The organism is Streptomyces sp. NBC_00659 (assembly GCF_036226925.1).
In the GTDB taxonomy this organism is placed as follows: domain Bacteria; phylum Actinomycetota; class Actinomycetes; order Streptomycetales; family Streptomycetaceae; genus Streptomyces.
In genome coordinates, this window is the sequence record NZ_CP109031.1 from 7,942,489 (window position 1) to 7,968,025 (window position 25,537).

Sequence of the window (25,537 nt, forward strand, 5' to 3'; positions counted from 1 at the left end):
GCGGCTGGGTGCCGAATTCGGGACGCCGGCAGGACACAGGGAATCGGAAGGGGCTGCTCCGCCGTGGTGGGTGGCGGAGTGGCGGCGGCCGATCAGAGTGCCTTGGATCGTGCGCCGACTGCGGTGCGGGAGGAACTGCCTGTACAGAAAACGGCCCGCAGCGTTCGTGCTGCCGGAGGCAGGGCGGCCAGTGAAGACCGTCGATCCGTGGACGCCGCGGTAGCTGCGGGACAGCCACCGCTCGGTGTGTGAGCCGGGGGACTGAGCATGCCTGCCGTTCCTCGTCTGTCGCTGCGGTGTTGCTGTCGCAGCGGCGGTGAGTGCGGCGGCGACGAGCGCGAGCACGGTGAACAGGTGTGGGTATCCGCCGAGCGGTGCGGCCATGACGGCACCGGCGAAGGGGGCCAGGGCTGAGGCTGCGGTTGCCGGGGCCGTGAGGAGTCCGGACAGGTGGCCGTAGTGAGTGGTGCCCCAGCGGTCGGTGACGGCAGTGGCCTGGAGCAGGGTCCGGAGGCGGCTGTTTTGCCGACGCGCATCTCACATACCGATGATCAGTCGGCTGGCCTGCTTCGGGACAGCCGCAGTGACCTGCGAGGCGCCGCCCTCGGACTCCCATGTCCTCTCCGCGTCCCGCACCTGGTTGGGGACGGGGGAAACGTCGTGCAGGGCCTGGTCGGCGGTGATGAGCTGGCTCGCGGTCAGTGGCAGGCCGCCGTATTCGGATGCCGCCGTCATCAGACGTGCAGCTGCTTCCGGGCCGGTCTCGGGCGGGATCACCAGCAGGTCCCAGCGGCCGGTGCCGTAGGACAGGAGAAGAAGCTTGTGCGGGTCGATCTCCGGAGTGAACCAGCCGACCTTCACGACATGGCCGCGGACGGGCACCTTGTGCGGGATGACCGGCCAGTGCTCGGGGTTGACGGCGACATGGGTGATGCGGCCCCACAGGGGGTCCAACGCATCGGTCAGTGCGGGCAGTTCGCGCAGCAGGTCGCGGGAGCGCGGCCACCAGGCGCCGTCCAGGAGCCCGCGGGATCGGGCGTCGGCCTTCAGTACGAGACGGGCGGGAGGCGCCGCGACGGGTGCGAGCCGCGGCAGGGTTGCTTCGAAGGTCGCGGTCATGATGAGGACCCGTCTCCGGGCCGCCCCTGGAGTTGCGGCCCGGGTTTCGCCTTTCGCCGGGAACGACCCGGCGTGGCAGCCGGTGTGCGAAATGCCCTCGGTGCCTTCACCGTACTCCTTCAGTCTTCCTGGTCTTGCCGCGACTGTCGTACCGGCAGGAGTACGGTGAAGACGTCGAGGGCACGTCGTACGCCGGTGATCGCACAGGCCTCGTCCTCGTCGCAAGAGAGATGCGGGCCGCCCAGGTCCGGGCAGGTTCCGCCCCGTGACATCCGAAGCCGCGCACTGCCCACCCCGCTCCGAGGCCACGCACGAGCGAGCAGGGCCGGGTGGAAGCCCGTATGGTCGCCGCGGACTGTGAAGCGGTTCGGCGCGTCGCGGACGCGCTCCGGTCGCCTTCCGCCGGTGACGAGCAGCATCGCGGGCCCCTCGGGAACGGGGACGCGACTGCACCTCACAGCGGACGCCTCGCACGCAGCGGGTCCGCTCCGCTTTTGGCTCGACTTCAGCGGACTGCCCGCCGATCGCACCCACCCACCCGCCGTCGAAGAGGCGCAGCCCAAGACCCCGGCCGCACTGTCGTCACCGAGGTCAAGGACCGCCCATGTCTCTTCAGTCTCTCCGTCCCCCGTCCGCCGCTCAGCCGGAAAGTGCCCCGCCGCTCCTGGAGTACGACGGGAGGGCACCCTTCCCGTGCGGCGGAACGACTTGTGAGCGCACCGGCAACGAGCGGCTGTCCCTGACGATCACGGCGTTGATCGTCTTCCTGCCGTTCCTGGCACTAGGCCTGGCCGGCTGGTTGCTGTGGGGGCGCCTGATCCATCCTGTCGATGTCCTGCTCGCCACGGTGCTCTACACGGTCACGGGCCTCGGCGTCACCGTCGGCTTCCACCGGGGCCTGACCCACGGCGGCTACCGTGCCGTACGGCCACTGCGCATCGCGCTCGCGACGGCCGGGTCGATGAGCTTCCAGGGTGACGTGATCGGCTGGGTCGCCATCCACCGCCGCCACCACGCCTTCACCGACCGGCCGGGCGATCCGCACTCTCCGTACCGCTACGGCACTTCCGTGCGCGGTCAGTTGCGGGGGCTGGCGGACGCCCACGTCGGCTGGCTGTTCCGCAACGAGCCCACATCCGCGGCGCGTTACGCTCCCGACCTCGTCGCCGACCGCGACATCCGGGCCGTGTCCCGGGCCTTCCCGGCCCTGTGTGTGCTCACCCTCGTCCTCCCCTTCGCCGCGGGCAGGCTGATCGGCGGCACCTGGGTGTCCGCTCTGACCGCCCTGCTGTGGGCGGGACTCGTCCGCATCGCCCTGCTCCACCATGTCACCTGGAGCGTGAACTCCCTCTGCCATGTGATCGGCGAGCGTCCGTTCCGCACCCGTCGCCACGACCGCTCCACCAACCTGTGGCCTCTGGCCCTGCTCTCCTTCGGAGAGAGCTGGCACAACCTCCACCACGCCGACCCCACCAGCGCCCGGCACGGCGTCGACCGCGGCCAGCTCGACCCCTCCGCCGCCGTCATCCGCCTTTTCGAACGCCTCGGCTGGGTCAGGGACGTGCGCTGGCCCACCCCGGACCGTATCGCCGCCCGTCGCGCGTGAACCCGATCGACCGTGTCCCCTCCAGGAGTTCTCATGACACTCGCTCCCCCGCCCCCGATCTCCTCGTCGTCCGCCGTCCGCCTGCGCCTGTCGGTCCAATCGGCACAGGGCCGCATGCCCCGGCGCATCGACGGCGCCTGGTGGCCCCGCTCCACCGATCTGACGTCCGAACTGCCCCGGCTGCTGGGTGGACTGCCGCCCGCCTGGGGGCACGTCAGCAGCGTCCTGGTGGACGAGGCTGTATGGGCTCCGTTCCCCGGACGGTTGCTCGTCGACGATCAGGTGGTACGCCTGCGCCGGACGACCAGCCGGCACGCCCCCTCCACCGTCTGCCTGCTGGCACCCGGCCACGGTCGGTGGGACCTGCTGGTCGTACCGCCCGCGGCCACGGAGGCGGAGGCCGGGGGGCTCATGGACAGCATGGACACCGCCGTGAAGGACAGCCTGGGGTTGGGAACCGCTGTCCGCTGACGGTGTCTGCCGGACCGACTGTGGGCCCACACCACCCAGAGGTGCTGTGGGCCCGGGGGCGTTGTCACCGCACCGGTCGAGGGCCGCCAGTGCCTTCCGTCCCCATCAGCGCACAGGAGGTCAGCTCGGCCAGTGCCGCCCCCGCGGCGATGGGCTCCGGGTTCTTGTCGGCCGGGCGGACTCCCCGGTGAGGACGCTCTCGTCGTAGGCGAACGCCGTGCACTCCAGCAGGCGCAGGTTCGCGGGCACCACCTACCCCAGCGTCAGACGTACGACATCGCCCGGCACCAGCTCGGTCACATCGACCTCGGTGGCCGCGCTGCCCCGGACCACGACGGCCGTGTGGCGCACCCGAGAGTGCAGGGCCTGTGCCGCCTTCTCCGCCTGGTACTCGTTGACGAATCCCAGTGCCACGCTCAGCACCAGGATCCCCGCGACGACGATCGCGCCGGTCCGCTCGCCGAAGAAGTACGAGACCCCGGCCGTCACCGCCAGCAGGATCAGCAGGGCGCTGCGCAACTGCCGCCCGAGAAGTGCCAGGACGGGCGTGGTGCGTGCGTACGGCGTTCGGCCCGACGACCGCGAGCCGCTCGGCCGCCTCACCCGTCTCGCCTCCCGACAGCCCCTCGGGACTGCTCGCGAGCGTGGCCAGCACGGCCTTCGCGTCCTCGGCGGCGGCGTCCTCCACCCGCATCTCCGCCACCCGGGCGGTCACTGACCCCAGGTCCATTCGGCGACCTCGGGCAGGTCCTCCCCGTGGGCGCGGATCCAGTCGTGATGGCGATAGCGGACGTCGACCATCCGCTGCCGCAGCGCCGCGGCCCGGACCGCGAGACCGGGCACCCGGTCGATGACGTCCATGACCAGCCGGTACCGGTCGAGGTCGTTGCGTACGACCATGTCGAACGGGGTCGTGGTGGTGCCCTCCTCCTTGTAGCCGCGCACGTGCAGGTGCGGGTGGTTGGCGCGCCGGTAGGCGAGCCGGTGGATCAGCCACGGATAGCCGTGGTACGCGAAAACAACCGGTTTGTCGGGGGTGAACAGCGCGTCGTACTCGCTCTCGGGCATGCCGTGCGGGTGTTCCTCCGCGGGCAGCAGCCGGGCGATGTCGACGACGTTGACCACCCGCACCGCGAGTTCGGGCAGATGGAGACGGAGCAGCGAGGCCGCGGCCAGAACTTCGAGGGTGGGTACGTCGCCCGCGCAGGCGAGCACCACGTCCGGCTCGCCGCGCTCGGACTCGGTGCCGGCCCAGGACCAGATCCCGGCGCCGCGGGCACAGTGCGCGCGGGCGGCGTCGAGGTCGAGCCAGTCGAAGCAGGGCTGCTTGCCCGCGACGACGACATTGACGTAGTCGCGGCTGCGCAGCACGTGATCCGCCACGGACAGCAGGGTGTTGGTGTCCGGCGGGTAGTAGACGCGCACGACCTCCGGCGACTTGTTCAGTACGTGGTCGACGAAACCGGGGTCCTGGTGCGAGAAGCCGTTGTTGTCCTGGCGCCACACGTGCGAGGTGAGCAGGTAGTTGAGGGAGGCGATCGGGCGGCGCCAGGGGAGCCGGCGGGCGACGCGCAGCCACTTGATGTGCTGGTTCGCCATGGAGTCGACGATGTGGACGAAGGCCTCGTAGCAGGAGAACAGGCCATGCCGTCCGGTGAGGAGATAGCCCTCCAGCCAGCCCTGGCAGGTGTGTTCGGACAGGATCTCCATCACCCGGCCGCCGCGCTCCAGATGCTCGTCCGTCGGCAGTACCTGGGCCTCCCACGCCTTGCCGCTCGCCTCGTAGACGGCCTGGAGGCGGTTGGAAGCCGTCTCGTCCGGGCCGACCAGCCGGAAGTCCCGCCGTTCGCCCGTATCGGCCATCACCCGCGCCAGCAGGTCGCCGAGGACACGGGTCGGCTCATGCGCTGTCGCACCGGGCTTGTCGACCAGGACGGCGAACTCCTCCAGGGGCGGGAGGGGCAGGGCGTGCAGTAGCAGACCGCCGTTGGTGTGCGGGTTGGCACCCAGGCGGTGTAAGCCGTCGGGGACGCAGGCCAGAACCTGCGCCCGGGGGCGTCCGTGCTCGTCGAAGAGCTCCTCCGGCCGGTAGGAGCGCAGCCATTGCTCCAACTGCCGCAGATGGTCCGGGTTTTCGCGTACGGCCGACAACGGGACCTGGTGCGCTCGCCAGGTGCCCTCCACCGGGAGACCGTCGACCTCGGCCGGTCCGGTCCAGCCCTTGGGCGTACGCAGCACGATCACCGGCCACCGCGGGCGTTCGGTGACGGCGGAACCGGCGCCTTCGGTGCGGGCGGCGTACTGGAAGGCGGCGATGCGGTCCAGGGCCTCGTCCATGGCGCGAGCCATCGCCTGGTGGACGGCATGAGGGTCGTCCCCGGTGACATGGAGGGGCTCGTGGCCGTATCCCCTGAGCAGGGAGTCGAGTTCGGGCTCCAGTATCCGGGCCAGGACCGCCGGGTTGGCGATCTTGTAGCCGTTGAGGTGCAGGATCGGCAGGACGGCACCGTCCCGTACCGGGTCGAGGAACTTGTTCGAGTGCCAGGAGGCGGCCAGCGGGCCCGTCTCGGCCTCGCCGTCGCCGATCACGCAGGCCACCAGGAGCCCCGGGTTGTCGAACGCGGCCCCGTAGGCGTGCGAGAGGGAGTAGCCCAGTTCGCCGCCTTCGTGGATCGATCCGGGGGTCTCGGGCGCGACATGACTGGGGATGCCGCCGGGGAAGGAGAACTGCCGGAAGAGGCGGGCCATGCCGGCGGCGTCCCGCGTGATGTCCGGGTATGTCTCGGTGTAGCTGCCCTCCAGCCAGGAGTTCGCGACCACGGCGGGCCCGCCGTGACCCGGCCCCCAGACACAGATCGCGTCCAAGTCCCTTGCCTTCACGACCCTGTTGAGGTGGGTGTGGACCAGGTTCAGTCCCGGTGAGGTGCCCCAGTGACCCAGCAGCCGCGGCTTGATGTGATCGAGAGCCAGGGGCTCGGTCAGCAGCGGGTTGGACATGAGGTAGATCTGCCCGACGGCCAGGTAGTTCGCCGCCCGCCAGTGGGCGTCCAGCGCGTTCAGTTCCTCCTCGTCGATGTTGTCGATGTGTACAGGGGTGTCGAGCGAGGTCTCGCGAGGGGGGTCGAGCGGCATGACGAACCCTTCTTGAAGAGGGCTGCTCAGGAACTTCGGGAGCTGAGGCCGGGGAGGAATTCGGATTCGTCGATGAAGGCGCGGGCGACGTCCGAGAGGCGGCGGTTGTGGGAGCGGGCGTAGGCCCTCAGGGTGGTGAAGGCCTGTTCCATGTCCGTGTGGCGGCGTTCGGCGAGTTTGCCCTTGGCCTGTTCGATCAGGACGCGGCTGCTGAGGGCTGTCTGCAACTGCTCGTTGAGGAGCGTGTTGCGCTCGGCGGTGCGTTGTTGCAGCAGGCTGATGGTGGCGACGTCGGCGAGGGCCTGGGCGAAGGTGGCGGAGGCGGGGCTGATGGGCGCCGGGGTGGCGTGGAAGAGGTTGAGGGCGCCGACGACCTCGTCGCGCAGGCGCATGGGCAGCGCCTGGACGGCGGTGAATCCGCTGCGCTGGGCCTGGGCGGCGAACAGGGGCCAGCGGGCGGCCTCGTCGCGCAGATCGTGGACGGAGACCGCGATTCCGGTGTGGAAGCAGTCCAGGCAGGGGCCTTCGTGGTTCTGGAGCTGGAAGAGTTCCAGGAGGCGCACCCGTTCGTCGGAGGCGGCCATGACGCGCAGCACGCCGTCACGGTCGGCGAGCAGGACGCCCGCCGCGCTCGCGTCGAGCAGGTCGACGCAGCGGTCGGTGAGCAGGCGCAGGAAGTCCATGAGGTCGAAGTCGGCGACGAGACTGTCGGCGAGCTCGACGAACGTCCGGGCCATCAACTGTTCCTTCATCGTGCACACCTCTGTGTATGGGGCGTGAGCATCAGGACTCCTCGTCGGGGGGCCGCACATCCGGCGGTTGGATGTCGGACGGAGCCGTGTCCGGGGGGAGACGGAGCCGGTGGGCGACCACGTCGGCGGCGACCACCGAGATCCGTGTCCCCCGGGCGTACGCGTGGGCGCGCAGCCGGATGAAGGCTTCCTCGAAGCCGACGTCGAGCTGGACCATGAGGATGCCGGTGGCCTGGTCGATCTCGGCGCGGTATCCGCCCAGGTCGTCGAAGGGTGAGGCGTCCGGCCGGTCGGTGCCGGCCGCGTCGGTGTCGGGCGCCTGGGTGTCGAACGGGACACCCGTCTCACTGATCCGGGCATCGAGCAGAATCGACGTGGCAGCGTCGGCGAAGGCCATCGCGTCGGCCACCTCTTCCGCGTCCAGCTCGACCGAACTGCTGGAGTACAGGTCGAGGACGCCGGGGATGACGGGCCCTGTCTGCAGAGGGAAAGCGAAGACCGCTCTGGCACCGGCTTCCAGCGCCGCGTCGGCGAACACCGTCCAATGGCGCTGGAGTTCACCGGCCAACAGGTCGGGGCAGAGGACCGTCGAGCCGAGGACGTAGGCGTCCACGCACGGTCCCTCGCCCAGGGTGAGCTGGAGTTCTTCCAGATGCTGACTGACGGAGTCGGTACTGCACAGCGGATGACTCGCCCGGTCGCGGGACATCGCGGACATCCCGGCCCCGCCGACCGGCAGTGCCGCAACTGCCGCCGTACACACGTCGAGGACGCCGACCCGGGCGCCGCGCAGGGCCGCCTGCTCGGCCACGAGAGCCTGGATCCGCGCCGACCGGCTGCCGGGGATCACGGCGACCACCGCGTCCAGGCGCGGTGATCAAGTCCCTCCGGACTCACAGCCGTTCGCACCCCCGAGGGGAGAACCGGCGTCAGGAGCACGGCGCCGTCGGCCGCCCTGCGGCCGTCTCCGACGTGCGTCCGGTCCCAGCAGCGGAGAGCGGCCAGGATCGCCTGGTCAGGCCGGTCCGCCAAGGTGACACCGAGTGGTGCCCGGTGCTCGGTGAGCGGCCGTTCCCCCAGCCGCCGGGCCTCGTCCCGGCCCCGCGCGTGCGGACGAACCAGGATCCCGGCGAAGGCGAAGGCGAAGGCGAAGGCGAAGGTCAAGGCCCGGCCGGAACTGGTGAGCCGACCCTGACTCAGGGGCGTCGTGCGTGTGGTGAACGGCTGGTGGTCCGGGCGCCCCCGCGATCGGATCGGACCGGCCAGGGCCGTCGCAGCACACCGCCCGGGAGAGCAGCAGGCGCCGGGGCGAGCCGGTGCGTGGCCCGGTGCACGGGAGAGGGCCGCCACGGCGGTCGGCTCCCGGCGAAGGCATGTGGAAGGGCGAGGATGAGGGAGTCCGAGGCGGTGACGGTGGCGAGGCGTTCCAACGCCGTTCTGGACCGGTGCAGTTGCAGGGGATCCTTCGGTCGTGGCGCTGTGCTGCAAGGCGTGGAGGAAGGCGTTGATGCCGCTGAAGTCGCAGGAGGCCACGGCGGTGACATCGACATCGATGGTGTGGATGCCGTCGTGCGGGTACCGCTCCGCCGACGGGTGCACCAAGGGCGCCGATCGCAGGTCGATCTCGCCGGTCAGGGTGACCAGCGCCCGGTTGTCCGTGTCGTGCCGGCAGACGTTCAGGATCGGTGGGATGCCCATGGGCAGGGTGCCTCGGTTCACGAGACCGTACCGGGTACGCGGTACGGTCGTACGGTCGTGCAGGCAGGTGAATGACCGATCCAGCAGCCGCTGTTCCGGAGCGTAGGACCCAGCCGGTTACCTCGGGGATGCGCGGGGCGGGCGGACGGGTGATCCGCTCTCCGCAGGCATGCGGGCCAAGCAGTGGTGGCCCGCCGGGGTCTGGGACGTCCGTACGCAGCATAGTCCCGAGGCCGGTCTCCTGGTTGGTCCGGAGAGGGGCACCACGATGTATGGACGGCGGTGATCGGGCGGCTCCCATGCCGTGCCGGGGTGCTGGTCGCAGGTGAGACACCGTCAGCCGGGCAGTCGTCCCGTTGTACCGTCCGCTCCGCCGAAGAAGCCTCACCTGCCTCCGCGCTTCAGCGGGAGAGATCTCCCGGTACTGCCTGAACGCGAGCCGTGGTTCCTCGGTCTGCGTGTTGGTGTCCGGGTCCTGCCGGGCGGTAGGTATCCACAGGATCGGTGCCGGTCCTCCGGATCGCGGGAAATTCCTGACTTCCGCGGGGTCGGGCCAAGCGGAAGGCGGAATGAGTCGTCCGGGTGATCCGGAGCGGCATGGCCTACGCCGTGCTGTCGGTCAACGCCCGACTGCCTCCCTTGTCAACGCATTCTCGACAAGCGGGAGTTCCGCGAGCTGGGCAGGGGCCGCCGGGGCGGACGGAGCCTCGGCGGGAGCGTTCACCGGCTCGGCCGATGGTGCCGGCAGGATGCGGTCCTCCCACCAGGACAGGCCCATCACGGCGGCGAGCAGGACGAAGGGGGTAGAAGCCGGAACGATCAGCGCGTACATGTGTACCGCCTGCGGTGGTATGCGTGCGACGCGGCGGACGGCACGAGGGTGCCCGCCTGGGGCGCATCGAAGCTGCGTCAGGGTCCAGTGGCGACGGCGGGTGCGGGAGCGGCCCGTTGGCGACAGGAAGGAGTCCGGCGCTGATGCGTGAGGTGCGCCCCCGAGGGAGCGCGAGAGGCGATCGACGCTGCCGGGGGCTCGGGCCGTACCACGCACGTTAGCCCTCGCCGTACTCCCCGGACAGACGTCAAGCGGCCATCCGCTTCCGACCACTTCCGACCGCTTCCGTCGGACGCCGCGGACACGGTGTGCTATCCGCAACCTCTTGGAAGGGCTACGCTGTGTGAACAGCCCTGGCCCCCGGCAGTGATGGTTTGTTCCGCTCCGGGGAGGCTCGCCGTGTTCGTTCTGTTTCTCGTGCCGATCGTCGTCCTGTTCGGCCTCGGCTTTCTCCATCCCCTCTGGTGGGTGGCCGCGGCCGCGTTGCTCTTCGGTGCCACCCGGTACGGCCGAGATCGCGGGGGAGGCTGGATCCGTGGCGACGGTTCCGACCGCAAGGGCTACCGGGACTATCAGGAGCGCCGGGACCGGCAGGACCGCTGGGACCGCCGCTACAGCCGACAGAACCGGGCGCGCTGGAGGCGCGAGGACCGTCGGGACCACGAACGTCGCGGGTGACCGGTAGACCGCCCCGTCGCACAGCCGACGGCCCGTGTCGGGGGGGGGTGCCACTCGCGGATCTCGGCTGCCCGGATCATGCGCTGTCCCTCTTGAGCGGGACGCCCATCGATGCGCGCCGCGCCCTTTGGAAGGTCGCGGCCTGGCCGGAACCGCCAGTTCGGCTGTGCCAACGACTCCGGCGCAAACACGCCGGAGTCGCCCTTCCGGGCGGCTGCACGTGAGAGTGAGCCAACCCGACATCCATGCTACTGCGGGTGGCGCGGCTCGTACTTTTCCCGGGCGTCGCATCAACCGCGCTCTCCTATGGCTTACGTGATCCATCCGGCACCGAGGACATGGCCCACGGGTGACGTCGGCTTACACCCACCGCATCCCGCCGTCCTGCAGCCGCTGACCGAGCAGTGACGGCCGCGTCCCGGCACACGGCCGGCACCTGACCCGCGGTCCGCGGCGACGCACCGGATCGCACTCTTCCGCCGATTTCAAGAATATGAGCGCATGATCGCCGAAGACGCTCAGCCGCCGGCACACGGACGACACTCCCGCCCCGCCCCGCCCCGCCCCCGGCACCGGCACCACGCCCGACGTCCTGCGCACTCCGGTGGTTGATGCGCCTGCCGGCGCAGCCGGCCGACCGACTGCCGGGCAGGCGGCGGCAGGGATGGAAGGCGGGGTGGAGTGTGCGGCGGTTGTGCTGGAGCCGAGGATGCGCGGCTGGCTGCACGCCGGGGTGTTCCCGCTCTCGCTGGCCGGCGGCATCGTCCTGATCGCCGTTTCGCGCTCGGCTGCGGCAGTGGCGGCCTGCTCGGTGTACGCGGTGTCGGCCTGCCTGCTGTTCGGTACCAGCGCGGTCTACCACTGCGGAACGTGGGGTCCACGCGGGGAGGCGGCCCTGCGTCGGCTGGACCACGCGAACATCTTCCTGATCATCGCCGGCACCTGCACCCCCCTGGCCGTGCTCCTCATCCCGTCGGACCAGCGGTCCGTGCTGCTGTGGATCGTCTGGACAGGCGCGCTGGCCGACATCGCGTTCCGGGTCCTGTGGGTCACAGCTCCGCGCTGGCTGTACACCCCGTGTTACCTGGCCCTGGGATGGGCACCGGTGCGCTACCTGCCCGGCTTCCTGCACACCGGCGGAGCGGCCGTACTCGCCCTGATCGTGGCCGGCGGGCTGCTCTACAGCGCGGGCGCGGTCGTCTACGCCCTCAAGCGCCCCGATCCTTCACCGGACTGGTTCGGCTTCCACGAGATCTTCCACGCCCTGACCGTCGCCGCCTTCACCGCGCACTACACAGCCATCGTCCTGGCAGCCGCGTGACTGCGTTCGGGGCATGTCGAAGCGCAGGATTTGAGGGACGGGCCCTGGTCGCACATGGTCCGGGAGAGGCTGGTGGGCGGGGCGGAACCCGGGTTCCGTGATGCAATATGACCTGTCCGATGCTGGATTTTACACAGGTCTTTCGCGCCTGCGGGGCGGAGTCCTGAGCGTCGTCGAGCAGTGAGGAGCCGCTGTGACCGCAAGAGTGCCGGACAGCGGGCGAGCCTCTCATCCTGCGAAGGGCGGGGGTGGCCGGGGCGGGGCGATGACCTTGGCGGGGACGCTGGAGGCGGCGGAGTCTGCGGCGCCGGTGGAGTCGCTCGACGTGGTCGCGCGGATGCTCAAGGAACATCTCGGGGCCGTGTCGGTGTCGTTCCTCATCACCGACTTCACCGGTAGCTCCGTCGTACGGCTGGGGGCGGCGGGCAGCGTCGATACCGACGAACCCGCACGGCGCATCACGCTGCGGGGCACCCTGTACGACAACGTGATCCGCACCCAGCGGCCGAGCGTGGAGGACAAGGGCGAGGGCGCGCTGGTGCGGATCGTCGCCCCGGTGACCAATCGTGGGGACGCCATCGGGCTCCTCGAACTGTTCCTGCCCGCGACTCCGGACGCGGAGGTGATGCAAGAGGTCAGCGAGACCGCGCACGCCCTGGCGTACATCGTCATCGCGAACCGCTCCTTCACCGACGTCTACCAGTGGGCCCGTCGCACCACCCCGCTGAGCCTGGCCGCCGAGATCCAGCACCGGCTGCTCCCGGCGTCGCTGGCGTGCGAGGCGGCGCAGTTCGCGGTCGCCGGGGTGCTGGAGCCCGCCGACCATGTCGGAGGTGACACCTTCGACTACGTGATCGACCGGGACACCGTCCAGCTCTCCATCACCGACGCCATGGGGCACGACGTCGACGCCGCACTCCTGGCCACCCTCGTGGTCGGGGCCCTGCGCCGGGCACGGCGGGCCGGTGCGAGCCTTGAGGAGCAGGCCCACGAAGCCGACCGTGCTGTGCGGGAACACGGCCGCGAGGGTTATGTCACCGGCCAGCTGCTGCGGATCAGTCTGCTCGACGGCGGTACCGAGTTCGTCAACGCCGGCCACCCCTGGCCGCTGCGCATGCGGGACGGCCAGGTACGGGAGATCGTTCCGAAGGTCGATAGGCCGTTCGGCTTCCACGCCCCTCACACCTACCGGGTGCAGTCGCTGGACCTGCGGCCCGGGGATCGGCTGGTGATGCTGACGGACGGCATGCTGGAGCGCAATGCCAAGACCCTGGATCTGTCGGACCTGATCGTCCGCAGCCGCGCCCTGCATCCCCGCGAAGCCGCCCGCGCCCTCATCGCCGCGATTGTCGACGCCGGCCATGGTCACCTGGAAGACGACGCGACCGTCATGTGCCTGGACTGGCACGGCACCGGCCACTCCCAGCGGGACGCCGCTACCGGCGCCGACCTCAGCGACGCCTCCGCACCGTCACGGACGGGACGGACCAGTCCCGGGCGATGACTCTGGGCGGATGGTGAGGAAGGCGGCGACGCGGTCGCTGTGCTGCGAGTTGAGCAGGCGGACGAGGGGCACCACGGGACCGGCCATCGCCAGGATCACGAACGTCTGCATGATCCTCACCTCCCCAGCGGCTGACACGGCAGCGTGGCGGTGGCGAGCGGGATTCGTGGACGTGCGGGAGGTGCGGCCGGACCGCGGACCTCATGTCCTCCTTCGGAGTCCCGGACCGCCTCCACGGCCCGGTCGCTCTCGGACACTGTCCGCAGGCGAGCCGCCTCCTCCATCAGTCGGCTCGCGGTCGACGTGCCCAGGGGGTCGCTCGCGGCGGCCATCAGCCAGGCGGCTGAGACGGGGTCCGTCCGCGGCGGGATCACCAGGAGGTTCCAGCGGCCCATGTGGTAGGAGAGCAGCAGTAGTTCATGTGGGTCCTGCTCGGCCAGGAAGCAACCCACGTTCACCACATGCCCGGCGACGGGCACCTTGCGCGGGACGACCGGCCAGTGTGTGGGATTCACCGTCACCCGGGTGATCCGCCCCCACAGCGGATCCAGTACGGCTGTCAGGGCGGGGAGTTCCGCCCCGAGAACGCGGGCGCGGGGCCACCATGCGCCGTCCAGCAGGGCCGGAGCAGGACCGATGGGAGCGAGCGAGAGACGGACAGAGGACGAGGAGGACCGGTCTTCGACTTCGGGTGTCGGCGAGAGGGAAACGGCCGCAGTCATGACGCGAACCCTGCCCCGGGCCGCTTGTTGACCGGCCCGGCATATTGAATCGCCGAAAACGACACGAGCGTGGAAGCCGGTGCGCAAGAAATCCTCGGTGATTTCACCGTACTCCTCGGACCAGCCGAACGGACCGTACGCTCGACCCGTCCCGTGTCGAAGTGTCTTGTCCACGGCGTGCATCGCAGGGCGGCGAATCGGGCGGGCCGCCGCAGGTGACCACGACCGAGGCGCTGACGGAGGAACGGATCTCCGAACCGGCCCGTCCGTCGGTCGGTGTCAGGCGTGGCGTGGTCTGTCCGTCGGCGCCGTCATGATCGATTCCGCTGCTGGTTGTGTGGACTCCGGAGGGACGACTGCCCGATCCCAGCGGCCCCTGCCAGGTGTGAGCGGGACGACCGTGTGCATACGTCCACCACACCGATCCGGGCACCATGCAGGGCTGCCGGCTCGGCGACCAGCACCTGGATGCGGGCCGACCGGCTGTGGGGCCTCACCCAGGCCACCGCGTCCAGGCATCGTGCGCAAGTCCCCCCGGCCTCAGGGAGGTTGGTTTGCCGACGGGAAGGATCAGCACCCGGAGCCGCGTGGCGCCGGTCGGCTTCCAGAACGTTCCCACGTCCAGCCATCCCCAGGAACGGAGCGTGTTGAAGGTGGGGTGATCGGCCCGGTCCACCAGGGTGGCGCCGAATGACGCCTGGTGGTCGGCCAGCAGCCGCTCCTGCAACCGGAGAGCCACGTGCGCGTCCTGCGGGTGAGGGGGGATCAGAATGTCGGTGATCACGAAGATGCCGTCGGCCGCTGCGAGTTGTTCGACGCCGCGCGGTAGGGCTCGGTCGAACCCGATCCGCCCGAAGACGTTGCTGAGCATCGGGAATCCGAAAGCACATCCCACCAGTCCGTCCGTCTCCGCGATCACCATCGCGAAGCCCGGTTGCCGGATGTCGGCTGTGAGACGGTTCAGAAACTGCCGACGGCTGGGACGGCAGTACGCATCAGGGCGCGATGATGTCTCGTGGGAGTCCACATACAGATCCGTCAGCTTCCCGCTCAGGTCCTGTGCCAGCCCGCGGTTCACCCGACGTAACCGGACCGCTTCCACAGTGGATTCGCAGCCACGGGGCTTTCGTGGCTGCCCCCGCCCCGCCCAGGCCGTCACGGCGCATCACCCGAGAGCACAGAGGCAAGCGGAACAGCCCGGCGCCGCGGGGTCTGGGCGGCTGGGGCCGGGACATCCCCGAGCGGAGGTGACAGATGCCCGAGCGGATCGTCGAGGAGCAGGAACCCGGAGCCGGTGAGGTCGAGGATCAGGCCCAGTGTCGGCGGCGGGTGGTGCAGTCGCAGGGTCCCGCCGGCCTCGGTGGTCTGCTGCGCGGCGTGGAGGAAGACGTTGAGGCCGGTGCAGTCGCAGAAGGTGACAGGGGTGAGGTCGATGTCGATGGTGCGGATGCCGTCGCTCAGACATCGCGCCAGTGCCGTGCGTACCAGCGGGGCCGATTCCAGGTCGATCTCACCGGCCAGGGTGATCAGTGCCCGCTTCCCTCGGTCACGGCGGTAGACGGCGAGCTGCGGTCGGGGCATGATGCCTCGATTCGGTGGACCATCCGGCAGCGGACGGGGTGACGCCGGGGATCCCGGCCCCCATGGCGCGCTGCCGGCAGGGCGTACGGTCGGCGGAGCAACGGCCGGTCCGACAGCACACCGGACCCGCCCGGTTCCTCCAGGGATGCGCCGGGTCACAGACGAAGAGTCCGCTCCCTGCAGCCATCTGTGTCGAGCAACGACAAGCCGCCAGGGTCTGGGACGCCCGGACAGCAGCATAGTCCTCGACCCGGTCCGGCGGACGCCCGGCAGCCGTCCGTTCCTCGTACCAGGGCGACGCCTGGACATGATGCCGCGCGAGTACATCCGTGCCCTGCGTGATCCTTGGGCAGGCAGCGCGAAACACGGTGACCACCGCGGGCCGGGGTGACGGACCGTGCACCACACAAGGAGGCGGCCAGGGGATCCACTGCCCCCGACGCTTGGCGCCGCCTGGTCGGCCACCTGCTCCGCGCCTTCGCCACCCCCGACACCGAAGCCCCGCCCCTGTCGCCAGCTCCGGCACCCACCGTCATGTACCGCGCGATGATCCGCCTCGCCCGCCCCGGAGCCGGCACCTCCTGAATCACGCGGCACCGGCCCCGGTGCTGGTCACGCGGCCTGGGGCGAGCCGTCCTGGCCGGGGTCGAGATTGGTGAAGTCGACATCCAGGTGCGGCTGGTACGACGGCACGTAGTCGCACCCCATCAGTCCTCGCTGGGTGCGGCCGGCAGCTTCGCCTGGATCAGGTCCATCACCGTGGAGTCGGTGAGTGTGGTGACGTCACCGAGTTCGCGGTTCTCGGCCACGTCGCGCAGCAGGCGGCGCATGATCTTCCCGGACCGGGTCTTGGGCAGTTCGGCCACCGGCAGGACCCGCTTGGGCTTGGCGATCGGGCCGAGGGTGGTGCCGACGTGGTTGCGCAGGTCGGCGACCAGTCCGGGGTCCTCGGCGGAGGCGGTGCCGCGCAGGATGACGAAGGCGACGATCGCCTGTCCGGTGGTCTCGTCCGCGGCGCCCACGACGGCCGCCTCGGCGACCGACGGGTGGGAGACGAGGGCGGATTCGACCTCGGTGGTGGAGATGTTGTGCCCGGACACGAGCATCACGTCGTCGACGCGGCCGAGCAGCCAGATGTCGCCGTCGTCGTCCTTCTTGGCGCCGTCCCCGGCGAAGTACTTGCCCTCGAAGCGTGACCAGTACGTGTCGAGGAACCGCTGGTCGTCACCCCAGATCGTGCGCAGCATGGAGGGCCACGGCTCGGTGAGGACGAGGTAGCCGCCACCGCCGTCGGGGACCTCGTTCGCGTCGTCGTCGACGACCGTGGCCGAGATGCCGGGCAGTGCCCGCTGTGCCGAGCCCGGTTTGGTCTCGGTGACCCCGGGCAGCGGGCTGATCATCATCGCGCCGGTCTCGGTCTGCCACCAGGTGTCGACGATCGGCGTGCGGTCCTGGCCGATGTGCTTGCGGTACCAGATCCAGGCCTCGGGGTTGATCGGCTCGCCGACCGACCCGAGCACCCGCAGCGAGGACAGGTCGAACTTCGCGGGGATGTCGTCGCCCCACTTCATGAAGGTGCGGATGGCCGTGGGCGCGGTGTAGAGGATCGTCACCCCGTACTTCTGCACGATCTCCCAGAACCGGCCCTGGTGCGGCGTGTCCGGGGTTCCCTCGTACATGACCTGGGTCGCGCCGTTGGAGAGCGGTCCGTAGGTGATGTACGAGTGCCCGGTGACCCAGCCGACGTCGGCCGTGCACCAGTACACGTCGGTCTCCGGCTTGAGGTCGAAGACGGCGTGGTGGGTGTACGAGGCCTGGGTGAGGTAGCCGCCCGAGGTGTGCAGGATGCCCTTGGGCTTACCCGTGGTCCCGGAGGTGTAGAGGATGAACAGCGGCTGCTCGGCGTCGAAGGCCTGCGGCGTGTGCTCGGCCGACTGCCGCCCGACGATGTCGTGCCACCACACGTCGCGGCCCTCGGTCCAGGCGACGTCCTCGCCGGTACGGCGCACCACCAGCACCTTGTCGACCCCGTCGACCCGGCTCACCGCGTCGTCGACGGCCGGCTTGAGCGCGGAGGGCTTGCCGCGCCGGTAGCCGCCGTCGGAGGTGATGACCAGCTTGGCGTCGGCGTCCTGGATGCGGGTGGCGATCGCGTCCGCGGAGAATCCGCCGAACACCACCGAGTGCGCGGCGCCGATACGGGCGCAGGCCAGCATCGCGACGACGGCCTCGGGGATCATCGGCAGGTAGACGGCGACCCGGTCGCCCTGTTCGATGCCCAGCTCGGTCAGGGCGTTCGCGGCCCTCGACACCTCGTCCTTGAGCTCGGCGTAGGTGATGGCCCGGCTGTCGCCCGGCTCGCCCTCGAAGTGGATGGCGACGCGGTCGCCGTTCCCGGCCTCGACATGCCGGTCCACGCAGTTGTACGCGACGTTCAGCTTTCCGTCGGCGAACCACTTCGCGAACGGCGGATTGGACCAGTCCAGTGTCTCGGTCGGCTCGGTGGCCCAGGTCAGCCGGCGGGCCTGCTCGGCCCAGAAGCCGAGCCTGTCAGCCTTGGCCTGCTCATACGCCTCCGCGGTGACATTGGCGTTCGCCGCCAGGTCGGCGGGCGGCGCGAACCTGCGCTCTTCCTTCTGGAGACCGGCGATCGAAGCGCCGCCTTCGACTGGTTCACGGTCGCGTGCTGCAGACATGTCCACTCTCTTTCTCCGGCCGTGACCCAGGGCTGACCTCCTGGGACCGGGTACCGCTCATTGTCAGGAGGTCACGAGTTCGGGGTGCGAGATGTCGGCTGTCTCGGAGCCGGTCGTGGCTTTGGACCCGGGCGCCGTGGTGCGCCTGCCCTGTCGGTCGGCGAGGAGCACGAAGGTGACCCCGATGACGACCCAGGCCGTGAGGACCATGGCGGGGAGGCCTGCGCCCGTCCCGCCGAAGAAGGCGTTGGTGCGCAGCAGGCTGCCGGAGGCGCCCGGCGGGAGCAGTTGGCCGATGGTGGCCCATCCGTCGGGGAGCCAGTGGGGGCCGGTGGTCAGGCCGGACAGGGGGTTGCCGAGCAGCATCATGAGGGCGCCGCCGAGGGCGAAGCCGGCCATGCCGAGGAAGGCCTGGAGGCCGAGCAGGGTCGTGGACATGGCTGCCATACCGAGGACGACGCCCAGGGCGGTGAGTCCGTAGTTGCCGTCGATCGAATGCGTGCCGAACTGGAGGACGGCGGCTACGGCGGCGCCCGCGACGACCGAGAACAGCAGGGCTCCCGTCAGCCGGATCCGCAGCCCGCGGTGGCCGGGGAAGACGCCGCTGAGGATCAGGGCGGGGAAGATCCCGCCGAAGATCATGGGCATGAGTGCCGCGGTCAGGCCCGCGCCCCGAGGGTCGTCGTCGGTGAACGGCACCAGGTCGTGGACGGTGGCCTGTGTCTTGTTCTGCTCGGCGACGCCGTTGCCGAGTGCCGTGAGGGCGCCGGTGGCTGAGGGGCCACCGGCGGTGGCGGTGTAGACGTCGACTCCGTGAGCGGTGACCGCGAGGCCGCCCGCGATGTCCTTGTTCTTGACGGCCGTCTTGACGGCGTCAGAGGTCTTGTAGAGGCGGACGTCCCATGCCGGTCCGTCGACGTTCTCCTGGATCGCCTCGGCTGCCTGCCGGGGCCCGGTGACGCCGATGGGCACGTGGTGCGGACCGCTGTGGAGCGAGGGCAGCGCGAAGGCGCACAGCATCGCGGCGATCAGGGCGGCCAGTCCGAGGACGACCAGGGTCAGCTTGCGTCCCGTACCGGGCGGGGTGGCGTGGTGCGACATGGTGGGAACTTTCTTTGCTGGGTACCGCCCGCCGCAGGGGTTGGCCCCTTGCCGGCTGGGGTGGTGGAGACAGTCGGCCGGGCGTCGAGAGCCGGGAGCGTTTGCGCCGGAGCTCGGATGCGAGTCGCTCTGGGGCGCCGGGCGGCCGGGGCCTGCTTCAGAGGGCGGTCCTATGGCCTCGATGAGTGCCGAGCTGCCCGACGTCCGGCCGATGACGTGGGTTCGCCGACGGCCGATGTCAGCCGGCGGCGAGCGTCACCCGCGTCTGTCAGGCCTGGGCTGCGGCCGCGGCGACGATCCAGTTCCTGAACTCCACGGCGTAGTGGCGCAGGTGGTGGTCGAGGACGTCCTGCGGGCAGGACGTGGGGAAGTAGACCGTGAGGTTCGCGGTGAACCCGTCGGCGGTGTCGCCGAACTGGATCAGCGCCCGCCCGACGACGGTGCCGTCCTCCAGGAACAGGTTCGAGGACATCTTGCGCGGATACTCCGACTCCGGAAGGAGCTCGTCCGCCTCGGCGGCCCACGCCATCGCGTCCGTCCCCCAGCCGCCCATGTAGAACGAGCAGACGTGCGGGCCGATGTTCTCCACCACGCGCGCGCCGATGGCGTCCGTGCCCATCGCGTAGTGCTCGGGGTGCGCGGCGAGCAGCGGCCGGTCGTCGTCGGCCGCGAAGGCGGCGTCCATCCATGTCAGGAACTCGGCCGAGGTCAGACCACGCGCCGAGAGCACAGTCGTACCCGCGTTGAAGGCGCCGTCGGAGGTGCGCGCGCACTCGCGCAGGAAGGCGTTCCCTTCCTCGATGTCCGCGGCCAGGAGATCGAGCAGACCCTGTCGGCCCAGTCGCGTCCTGAAGCGGTCCAGAGCGCGGCGCGCGTAGAACAGCTCGAAGTCGTCGATGCTCCCGGAGCCGGTGGGCCCCGACTCGAGCGTCACGGTCACAGCCGGGAAAGTCCGGTCGTCGGTCATGGTCGTACCTCCAGAATAATGCGAATGTGAATTCACATTCGCATCACGAGGGTACGCGGGGAGGTGCACCACTTGTCAAGAGCCGCGATGGAGACCGCCGCCGATACGATGCGGGGCATGACCGACGAGCACGACCGCCCGACGCCTTACAGGGAGCCCCGGCAGGCGCGCAGCGCGGCGACGCTGGCTCGCGTGCTGCAGGCGGCCGAGGACGTGGTCGGCTCGTCCGGCCTGGACGAGATGACGATCTCCGGCGTCGCGGAACGAGCCGGCGTCTCGGTCGGCACGATCTACCGCCGCTTCGAGGACAAAGAGCAGCTGATCAACGCGCTGACGGAGCGGATGCTGGACCGGCGCGAGGAGTACGTGGCCGAGCGGCTCCGCACGGCCGAACCGTCACTCTCCGGCGTCCTGGACGCCTACGCGCACGCCCTGCTGCAGTCCTTCGCCGACAGCACCAGTCTGTTCCCCGAGCTGCTGCGCGTACGCGGGACGAAGTCCCTGGAGCGCGGCGCCCGCACCATCACCGCGGTCCACCGTCTTCTGCTCGAAGGGGCGGCTCCCTACACGGACCAGATCCGCCGCTCCGACCCGCAGGCGGCGCTCGACACTGCCGCCCGCGCCATCCTCGGCGCCTGCTTCCACAACTCCGTACGGCCCGACCCGGCGACCGGCGAAGTGGCCCAACGCCGCTACGCGGACGAACTCAGCGACATGGCGATCGCCTACCTCCTCACACCCGGCCGCCGGGACACCACTCACGCCTGAGCCGCCCGTTTTCTGCCGAGCCAGGTCTCAAGGGGCCAGGGTGAGGTCACCATGGTTGGACTTGGCGAGCGACCGCCCGATGACCATGCGCTGAATCTGGTTCGTGCCTTCGAAGATCTGAGTCAATTTGGCCTCACGCATGTACCGTTCGACCGGGAACTCGCGCGTGTAGCCGACCCCGCCGAGGACCTGCACCGCATCAGTGGTGACACGCATCGCGTTGTCGGTCGCGACGAGCTTCGCGACCGACGCCTCACGGCTGAACGGCAGTCCCGCGTCCTTCAGCCGGGCGGCATGGAGGGTCGCAGTACGCGCTGAGAAGACCGCGGCCTCCATGTCGGCGAGCAGGAACGCGACTCCCTGGTGGTCGATGATGCGTGATCCGAACGTCTCCCGATCGCGTGCATAGGCGATCGCGTGGTCGAGAGCGCCCTGGGCGAGACCGACCGCGACGGCCGCGATACCGAGACGGCCGGAATCCAGGCTCGCGAGAGCGATGCGCAGGCCGCCGCCCTCGGCACCGATACGCCGCTCGACCGGGACACGGACGTCCCGGAGGACCATGGTCGCCGTCGTGGACCCGGTCAGGCCCATCTTCCGTTCGGGTACATCAGCGGTGAGGCCCTCGGTGCCGGCGGGGATCATGAAGCACGAGATACCCGTGCGGTCCTCCGAGGTGCGGGCCATGACCTTGTAGTAGTCCGCGTGGCCGCCGTGGGTCGTCCAGGCTTTCGCACCGTTCAGGACGTAGTGATCGCCGTCCAGACGGGCCCGGGTCCGCAGCGCTGCCGGGTCCGAGCCGGCGTGCGGCTCCGAGAGGCAGTAGGCACCCAGCAACTCGCCACCGAGCATCGCGGGCAGCCACTCCTGCTTCTGCTCCTCGGTGCCCATCGTCGCCAGACCGAAACACGACAGCACGTGCACGGAGACACCTACGCCGACCGAAGCCCACACGGACGCGATCTCTTCGACAACCTGGAGGTACACCTCGTAGGACAGGCCGCTGCCGCCGTACGCCTCGGAGTACGGCAAACCGAGCAGGCCGACGCGTCCGAGGAGCCTGAACACGTCACGAGGGAATGCCTCGTTCGCCTCATCGGCATCCGCTCGCGACGCGAGTTCATCGGCCGCCAGCTTCCGGACCAGTCTGATGAGGTCAAGGGACTCATCGTTCGGTAGCAGACGACGCGCGCTCATGGCACCTTCCAGCTGTCGGGGCGAAGGTCTTCTTTCTTGCGTGGTCAGGCAGATCAGCCCGGCCGACGAGGAGAACACCGTCCTCTTGCCGCACGTTCACCCGCTCGCCGTGACCGTGCCACGCGTCACGGTGAACAACCCGCCCGGAGTCCGCACCGTCGGCTTCGCCGCAACGGCCTTCTTCGAACGGTCTCGGATCACTTCCATCCGGCGGGGCACCACCTTCGGACCAAGCCCCTCCACCGCCTGTCGGCAGCACACCGGACCGGCGTACCAGGCCAGTACCGCAAGCAGATGTTCCAGAGCCTGGGGGTCCGGCGGATGTCCACCCCGGCGCGGGGCCGGGGACCATGGCGGTGGAGTCGGTAGGGGGTACCGGCACCGGCTCGATTCGCGGCAGTTCACCGACGACTTCGCGCGCCGTCGAGATACGGGCCGGCTCCTGCTCGCACATCACCGGCCGGACTGTGATCCGCTCAGCCTCGGCCCCGAGCCGTTCCGCTTCGCTGTGACAGGCGGCCTCCCGCTCCCGAAGCAGCCGCAGCACCTCATCACAGCTCATCCGACCCACCTCCCGCGCCAGCTGATCAACCAGCTATCGCAACGAGACGGGCATCACACCGGACACGGGCGACCTCGCTAACCTCACCCAACGGGGACACGCACCCGAGGTGAAGAACGTCCCAGGTCGGTCCGGGGTGGCCACGCAGGCTCGCTGACGCGCGCGTCGAAGGAGTCCCGGCGGTGTCGAACTCGTGGTGCGCGGCTGAGGTGGCTCGATCCACCGTGTCCGGAGACGACGTTCGCCGAGCGGGTCGAGGGGCCGACGGCCCGCAGCATCCGGTGGTACTTGATCGTCAAGGTCGTGGAGGCTCACACCGACGCCGTTCGAGTGGTTCTGTATGCCGAGCGGTGGCTCAAGGCGCGCTGCAACTGCCCGGCGGCACCTTGCGGGAGCGGGATCGGGGACTCCTCAAGGGTCCGCTGCCTCGCCGGTACCGGCAAACATGTTCGCGCGCTACGCGTTCGGTACCTGGTTGGACCGGGCGTTCCCCACCGCCCGGTTCGAGCGCTGTACCGATGACGTGGTGGCGCACTGCGCCAGTGAGCGGCAGGCCGGACAAGGGCCGGCCGCGCTGGGAGACAGGCATGATCGTCGGCCTTTGCGCCGGTCGGCGCGAGGGTGGCGGGCAGGCCGCGCAGGGTGCAGAGCAGGTGCAGGTGCAGGCCGCGGAAGTGCATAGAGTGCGGTGTGGAGGGAGTCCAGGTCAGGCGTCACAGCCGACTTTTGGACTCCCTCGTCTCATCTCATGCGGGCCGGCAGGCCCTTGGCATCATTCATCCAGTCGGACCGGGAGTTGACACGTGAAACCTCAGACCACCGACGTGCGCCAGATCGCCGAACCGCGTCGGACGGCCGACCATGGCAGAACCGGCCATCGCGCCCCCACCATGCCGGCCACCGTCCACGCATCCACCGCGTCCCTCCCCGACCGGCACGACCACCCCGCCCTGCGTGCCGCGCTCGCCGCCGCCATCGAGGACACCATCATCTACGACCTGGACGGCATCGGCCGCCAGTACGCCGCCCTGTGCGCCGAACTGCCCGGCGTCGCCGTCCGGTTCGCGATGAAGGCCTGTCCGGTGGACGAGGTGCTCGGCCACCTCGCCCGGCTCGGCTCCGGCTTCGACGCGGCGAGCCCGCAGGAGATCGCCCAGGCGCTGCGCACCGGGGTGGCCCCCCGGCTGGTCCACTACGGCAACACCGTCAAGTCCGACCGCAACATCGCCGAGGCCTACCAGCTGGGTGTACGCGACTACGCCACCGACTGCCTGGAGGACGTCGGCGCGATCGCCGAACACGCCCCTGGCTCCCGGGTGTTCTGCCGACTGGCGACCACCGGCGAGGGCGCGCTGTGGGGCCTCAGCCGCAAGTTCGGCTGCTCGCCCGAGGACGCCCTGCGGGTGCTCGGCGCCGCCCGGAGCGCCGGGCTGGTGCCCTCCGGCCTGTCGGTGCACGTCGGCTCCCAGCAGATGACCACCGAGGCCTGGGTCGCGGCGGTCGACTCGCTGGCGGCGGTCCTGGAGGCGCTCAACCGGCGCGGCATCACCCCGGACCGGATCAACCTCGGCGGCGGACTGCCCGCCCTCGGCGTCCTCGACCGGCGCGGCCGGCCGTTGGAACCGCCGCTGGACAAGATGTTCGTGGTGATCCGCGAGGGCATGGAACGGCTGCGTGCCGTCAACGCCGCCCCGCTGGACTTCCTGCTGGAGCCCGGTCGCCACCTGGTCGCCGACCACGGAGCGATCCGCGCCCACGTCGCCCGGCTCTCTTCCCGGCATCGGCTCGACGGCACCCGCGAGGACTGGCTCTACCTGAGCTGCGGCAAGTTCAACGGCCTCTACGAGATGGACCAGTTGCAGTACCGCCTGGAGTTCCCCACCCGTTCCGGCGGGCAGTTCGTCGACGCCATGGTGGCCGGCCCGACCTGCGACAGCGACGACGCGTACGCCCAGGAGGACGGCCTGGTACGGGTCCCGCGCGCGGTCACCTCCGGCGACCCGGTGTGGGTCCACTCCTGCGGCGCGTACGCCGCCGCCTACGTCACCCGGGGGTTCAACGGCTTCGCGCCGCTGCCGTACACCTGCGTCGGAGGCCCGGCTCCGGACGGAGGAGGCGCATGACCGACACCCGGATCCGGCTGTTTCGGGAGGAGGACTGGGACGAGGTGGTCGCGCTGGAGGAACGCGCCTACGCCGCGAGCGGCCTGTCCGAAGGGCGGGAGGCGCTCCGTTCCCGGCACCGAGCCTCGCCCTCGACCTGCTTCGTACTGGAGCACGCGGGTGGCTTCGGAGGCTATCTGCTCGCATTGCCGTACCCGCTGTTCCGCTGCCCGGACCTGAGCCTGGCCGAGGAAGGCGCGGCACAGGAGAGCAACGGGGGAAGCAACCTGCACACCCACGACCTGGCGATCGTCGAGCGGGCGCGCGGCCGGGGTCTGGCCCGCCGGATGCAGCGGCATCTGGAGGAGACCGGGCGGGCGGCCCGCTACCGGACCCTTTCTCTGGTCGCCGTGCGCGGCTCCGAGGCGCTGTGGTCCCGGCTGGGTTACCGTGCCCGGCCCGAGACCGGGCTGCCCGCGAGCTACGGTGCCGAGGCGGTCTACATGGCGAAGCCGCTGGAACCCGCTGTTACCGGTTCGACCCTCGGATCCTCTCCCGGAGCCGAAGTGGGCTGATGCGGACGTCCTCCGTGTCCGACGAGTTCCGCCGCTCTCAACTGGCGGTCAAGGCACTGTCCTTCGTCCTCGGGTTCCAGCACGCCACCTGGGTTTTTGGACACTTGCCGAGTCGCGAACGCGTTCATCCTGCCCGGACGGGCCGGCCGCAGC

Annotated in this window: 22 protein-coding genes and 1 pseudogene; 8 read left to right on the forward strand and 15 right to left on the reverse strand. The window is 70.2% G+C overall.

From position 1 onward, the window contains the following. Window positions 1-297: 297 nt before the first annotated feature. Window positions 298-507, reverse strand: a pseudogene (locus OG410_RS34805) (MFS transporter); the annotation flags it as partial. Between the two features lie 30 nt (window positions 508-537). Beyond that, complete coding sequence (locus OG410_RS34810) at window positions 538-1,119, reverse strand: DUF5994 family protein (protein WP_329302706.1); 582 nt, start codon at window positions 1,117-1,119, stop codon at window positions 538-540. Window positions 1,120-1,723: 604 nt separating this feature from the next. Here OG410_RS34810 and OG410_RS34815 point away from each other — a divergent pair. Further along, window positions 1,724-2,725: an acyl-CoA desaturase gene (locus OG410_RS34815; RefSeq protein ID WP_329302707.1), complete on the forward strand. Its 1,002-nt coding sequence runs from the start codon at window positions 1,724-1,726 to the stop codon at window positions 2,723-2,725. 33 nt (window positions 2,726-2,758) lie between these two features. Continuing rightward, window positions 2,759-3,196: a DUF5994 family protein gene (locus tag OG410_RS34820; protein WP_329302708.1), complete on the forward strand. Its 438-nt coding sequence runs from the start codon at window positions 2,759-2,761 to the stop codon at window positions 3,194-3,196. Between the two features lie 252 nt (window positions 3,197-3,448). Here OG410_RS34820 and OG410_RS34825 read toward each other — a convergent pair whose 3' ends face one another. The 5 genes from OG410_RS34825 to OG410_RS34845 all read right to left on the reverse strand — a co-directional run bounded on the left by OG410_RS34825 (window position 3,449) and on the right by OG410_RS34845 (window position 9,610). Next, window positions 3,449-3,799, reverse strand: coding sequence for a hypothetical protein (locus OG410_RS34825; protein WP_329302709.1), 351 nt, complete (start codon window positions 3,797-3,799; stop codon window positions 3,449-3,451). 108 nt (window positions 3,800-3,907) lie between these two features. Beyond that, a complete protein-coding gene (locus tag OG410_RS34830; protein WP_329302710.1) occupies window positions 3,908-6,328 on the reverse strand; it encodes a phosphoketolase family protein in 2,421 nt (806 codons plus the stop codon). 26 nt (window positions 6,329-6,354) lie between these two features. Next, window positions 6,355-7,080, reverse strand: a complete 726-nt coding sequence (locus OG410_RS34835; protein WP_329302711.1) for a GAF and ANTAR domain-containing protein — start codon at window positions 7,078-7,080, stop codon at window positions 6,355-6,357. Window positions 7,081-7,111: 31 nt separating this feature from the next. After that, the gene (locus tag OG410_RS34840) at window positions 7,112-7,930 is read right to left on the reverse strand and encodes a GAF and ANTAR domain-containing protein (protein ID WP_329302712.1); all 819 of its coding nucleotides are present in this window, start codon (window positions 7,928-7,930) and stop codon (window positions 7,112-7,114) included. Between the two features lie 1,467 nt (window positions 7,931-9,397). Continuing rightward, window positions 9,398-9,610, reverse strand: coding sequence for a hypothetical protein (locus OG410_RS34845; protein WP_329302713.1), 213 nt, complete (start codon window positions 9,608-9,610; stop codon window positions 9,398-9,400). 399 nt (window positions 9,611-10,009) lie between these two features. Between OG410_RS34845 and OG410_RS34850 the strand changes: the two genes are divergently transcribed. From OG410_RS34850 to OG410_RS34860, 3 genes are all read left to right on the forward strand, one after another. Then, the gene (locus OG410_RS34850) at window positions 10,010-10,288 is read left to right on the forward strand and encodes a hypothetical protein (protein ID WP_329302714.1); all 279 of its coding nucleotides are present in this window, start codon (window positions 10,010-10,012) and stop codon (window positions 10,286-10,288) included. Window positions 10,289-10,952: 664 nt separating this feature from the next. Further along, complete coding sequence (gene trhA / locus OG410_RS34855; protein WP_329302715.1) at window positions 10,953-11,609, forward strand: PAQR family membrane homeostasis protein TrhA; 657 nt, start codon at window positions 10,953-10,955, stop codon at window positions 11,607-11,609. Window positions 11,610-11,874: 265 nt separating this feature from the next. Continuing rightward, a complete protein-coding gene (locus tag OG410_RS34860) occupies window positions 11,875-13,113 on the forward strand; it encodes a PP2C family protein-serine/threonine phosphatase (RefSeq protein ID WP_329302716.1) in 1,239 nt (412 codons plus the stop codon). Here the strand turns inward: OG410_RS34860 and OG410_RS34865 are convergent. From OG410_RS34865 to OG410_RS34895, 7 genes are all read right to left on the reverse strand, one after another. Continuing rightward, a complete protein-coding gene (locus OG410_RS34865) occupies window positions 13,081-13,224 on the reverse strand; it encodes a hypothetical protein (RefSeq protein ID WP_329302717.1) in 144 nt (47 codons plus the stop codon). The two genes, OG410_RS34860 and OG410_RS34865, sit on opposite strands and share 33 nt — an antisense overlap. Before the next feature lie 5 nt (window positions 13,225-13,229). Continuing rightward, window positions 13,230-13,835, reverse strand: coding sequence for a DUF5994 family protein (locus OG410_RS34870; protein WP_329302718.1), 606 nt, complete (start codon window positions 13,833-13,835; stop codon window positions 13,230-13,232). A 493-nt stretch (window positions 13,836-14,328) separates the two neighbouring features. Further along, the gene (locus tag OG410_RS34875) at window positions 14,329-14,913 is read right to left on the reverse strand and encodes a hypothetical protein (protein WP_329302719.1); all 585 of its coding nucleotides are present in this window, start codon (window positions 14,911-14,913) and stop codon (window positions 14,329-14,331) included. A 77-nt stretch (window positions 14,914-14,990) separates the two neighbouring features. Continuing rightward, a complete protein-coding gene (locus tag OG410_RS34880) occupies window positions 14,991-15,416 on the reverse strand; it encodes an STAS domain-containing protein (RefSeq protein ID WP_329302720.1) in 426 nt (141 codons plus the stop codon). Between the two features lie 707 nt (window positions 15,417-16,123). After that, the gene (gene acs / locus OG410_RS34885) at window positions 16,124-18,112 is read right to left on the reverse strand and encodes an acetate--CoA ligase (RefSeq protein ID WP_329302721.1); all 1,989 of its coding nucleotides are present in this window, start codon (window positions 18,110-18,112) and stop codon (window positions 16,124-16,126) included. A 63-nt stretch (window positions 18,113-18,175) separates the two neighbouring features. Next, window positions 18,176-19,213: a hypothetical protein gene (locus OG410_RS34890; protein WP_329302722.1), complete on the reverse strand. Its 1,038-nt coding sequence runs from the start codon at window positions 19,211-19,213 to the stop codon at window positions 18,176-18,178. Window positions 19,214-19,481: 268 nt separating this feature from the next. Continuing rightward, a complete protein-coding gene (locus tag OG410_RS34895) occupies window positions 19,482-20,180 on the reverse strand; it encodes a hypothetical protein (RefSeq protein WP_329302723.1) in 699 nt (232 codons plus the stop codon). Between the two features lie 117 nt (window positions 20,181-20,297). Between OG410_RS34895 and OG410_RS34900 the strand changes: the two genes are divergently transcribed. After that, entirely contained in the window at window positions 20,298-20,948 is a 651-nt protein-coding gene (locus OG410_RS34900) for a TetR/AcrR family transcriptional regulator (protein WP_329302724.1), read from the forward strand. 27 nt (window positions 20,949-20,975) lie between these two features. On the opposite strand, the gene OG410_RS34905 is transcribed toward OG410_RS34900, so the two are convergent. Continuing rightward, entirely contained in the window at window positions 20,976-22,145 is a 1,170-nt protein-coding gene (locus tag OG410_RS34905; RefSeq protein ID WP_329302725.1) for an acyl-CoA dehydrogenase family protein, read from the reverse strand. A gap of 1,452 nt (window positions 22,146-23,597) precedes the next feature. On the opposite strand from OG410_RS34905, the gene OG410_RS34910 reads away from it, so the two are divergent. Both OG410_RS34910 and OG410_RS34915 read left to right on the forward strand, forming a co-directional pair. Next, window positions 23,598-24,830 (forward strand): type III PLP-dependent enzyme, encoded by a 1,233-nt coding sequence (locus tag OG410_RS34910; RefSeq protein WP_329304354.1) that lies wholly within the window; start codon window positions 23,598-23,600, stop codon window positions 24,828-24,830. Continuing rightward, entirely contained in the window at window positions 24,827-25,384 is a 558-nt protein-coding gene (locus OG410_RS34915) for a GNAT family N-acetyltransferase (protein WP_329302726.1), read from the forward strand. Before OG410_RS34910 ends, OG410_RS34915 begins: the two co-directional genes overlap by 4 nt. Window positions 25,385-25,537: the final 153 nt, after the last annotated feature.

What these genes read in the sequence shown, in the direction of transcription:
- OG410_RS34880 (WP_329302720.1), bottom strand. Translation starts at nt 15,416, where the DNA reads ATGCCCCGACCGCAGCTCGCCGTCTACCGCCGTGACCGAGGGAAGCGG.
- OG410_RS34865 (WP_329302717.1), bottom strand. Translation starts at nt 13,224, where the DNA reads ATGCAGACGTTCGTGATCCTGGCGATGGCCGGTCCCGTGGTGCCCCTC.
- OG410_RS34845 (WP_329302713.1), bottom strand. Translation starts at nt 9,610, where the DNA reads ATGTACGCGCTGATCGTTCCGGCTTCTACCCCCTTCGTCCTGCTCGCC.
- OG410_RS34890 (WP_329302722.1), bottom strand. Translation starts at nt 19,213, where the DNA reads ATGTCGCACCACGCCACCCCGCCCGGTACGGGACGCAAGCTGACCCTG.
- OG410_RS34910 (WP_329304354.1), top strand. Translation starts at nt 23,598, where the DNA reads ATGCCGGCCACCGTCCACGCATCCACCGCGTCCCTCCCCGACCGGCAC.
- OG410_RS34860 (WP_329302716.1), top strand. Translation starts at nt 11,875, where the DNA reads ATGACCTTGGCGGGGACGCTGGAGGCGGCGGAGTCTGCGGCGCCGGTG.
- OG410_RS34915 (WP_329302726.1), top strand. Translation starts at nt 24,827, where the DNA reads ATGACCGACACCCGGATCCGGCTGTTTCGGGAGGAGGACTGGGACGAG.
- OG410_RS34815 (WP_329302707.1), top strand. Translation starts at nt 1,724, where the DNA reads ATGTCTCTTCAGTCTCTCCGTCCCCCGTCCGCCGCTCAGCCGGAAAGT.
- OG410_RS34870 (WP_329302718.1), bottom strand. Translation starts at nt 13,835, where the DNA reads ATGACTGCGGCCGTTTCCCTCTCGCCGACACCCGAAGTCGAAGACCGG.
- OG410_RS34810 (WP_329302706.1), bottom strand. Translation starts at nt 1,119, where the DNA reads ATGACCGCGACCTTCGAAGCAACCCTGCCGCGGCTCGCACCCGTCGCG.
- OG410_RS34900 (WP_329302724.1), top strand. Translation starts at nt 20,298, where the DNA reads ATGACCGACGAGCACGACCGCCCGACGCCTTACAGGGAGCCCCGGCAG.
- acs (WP_329302721.1), bottom strand. Translation starts at nt 18,112, where the DNA reads ATGTCTGCAGCACGCGACCGTGAACCAGTCGAAGGCGGCGCTTCGATC.
- OG410_RS34820 (WP_329302708.1), top strand. Translation starts at nt 2,759, where the DNA reads ATGACACTCGCTCCCCCGCCCCCGATCTCCTCGTCGTCCGCCGTCCGC.
- OG410_RS34835 (WP_329302711.1), bottom strand. Translation starts at nt 7,080, where the DNA reads ATGAAGGAACAGTTGATGGCCCGGACGTTCGTCGAGCTCGCCGACAGT.
- trhA (WP_329302715.1), top strand. Translation starts at nt 10,953, where the DNA reads ATGGAAGGCGGGGTGGAGTGTGCGGCGGTTGTGCTGGAGCCGAGGATG.
- OG410_RS34895 (WP_329302723.1), bottom strand. Translation starts at nt 20,180, where the DNA reads ATGACCGACGACCGGACTTTCCCGGCTGTGACCGTGACGCTCGAGTCG.
- OG410_RS34830 (WP_329302710.1), bottom strand. Translation starts at nt 6,328, where the DNA reads ATGCCGCTCGACCCCCCTCGCGAGACCTCGCTCGACACCCCTGTACAC.
- OG410_RS34905 (WP_329302725.1), bottom strand. Translation starts at nt 22,145, where the DNA reads ATGAGCGCGCGTCGTCTGCTACCGAACGATGAGTCCCTTGACCTCATC.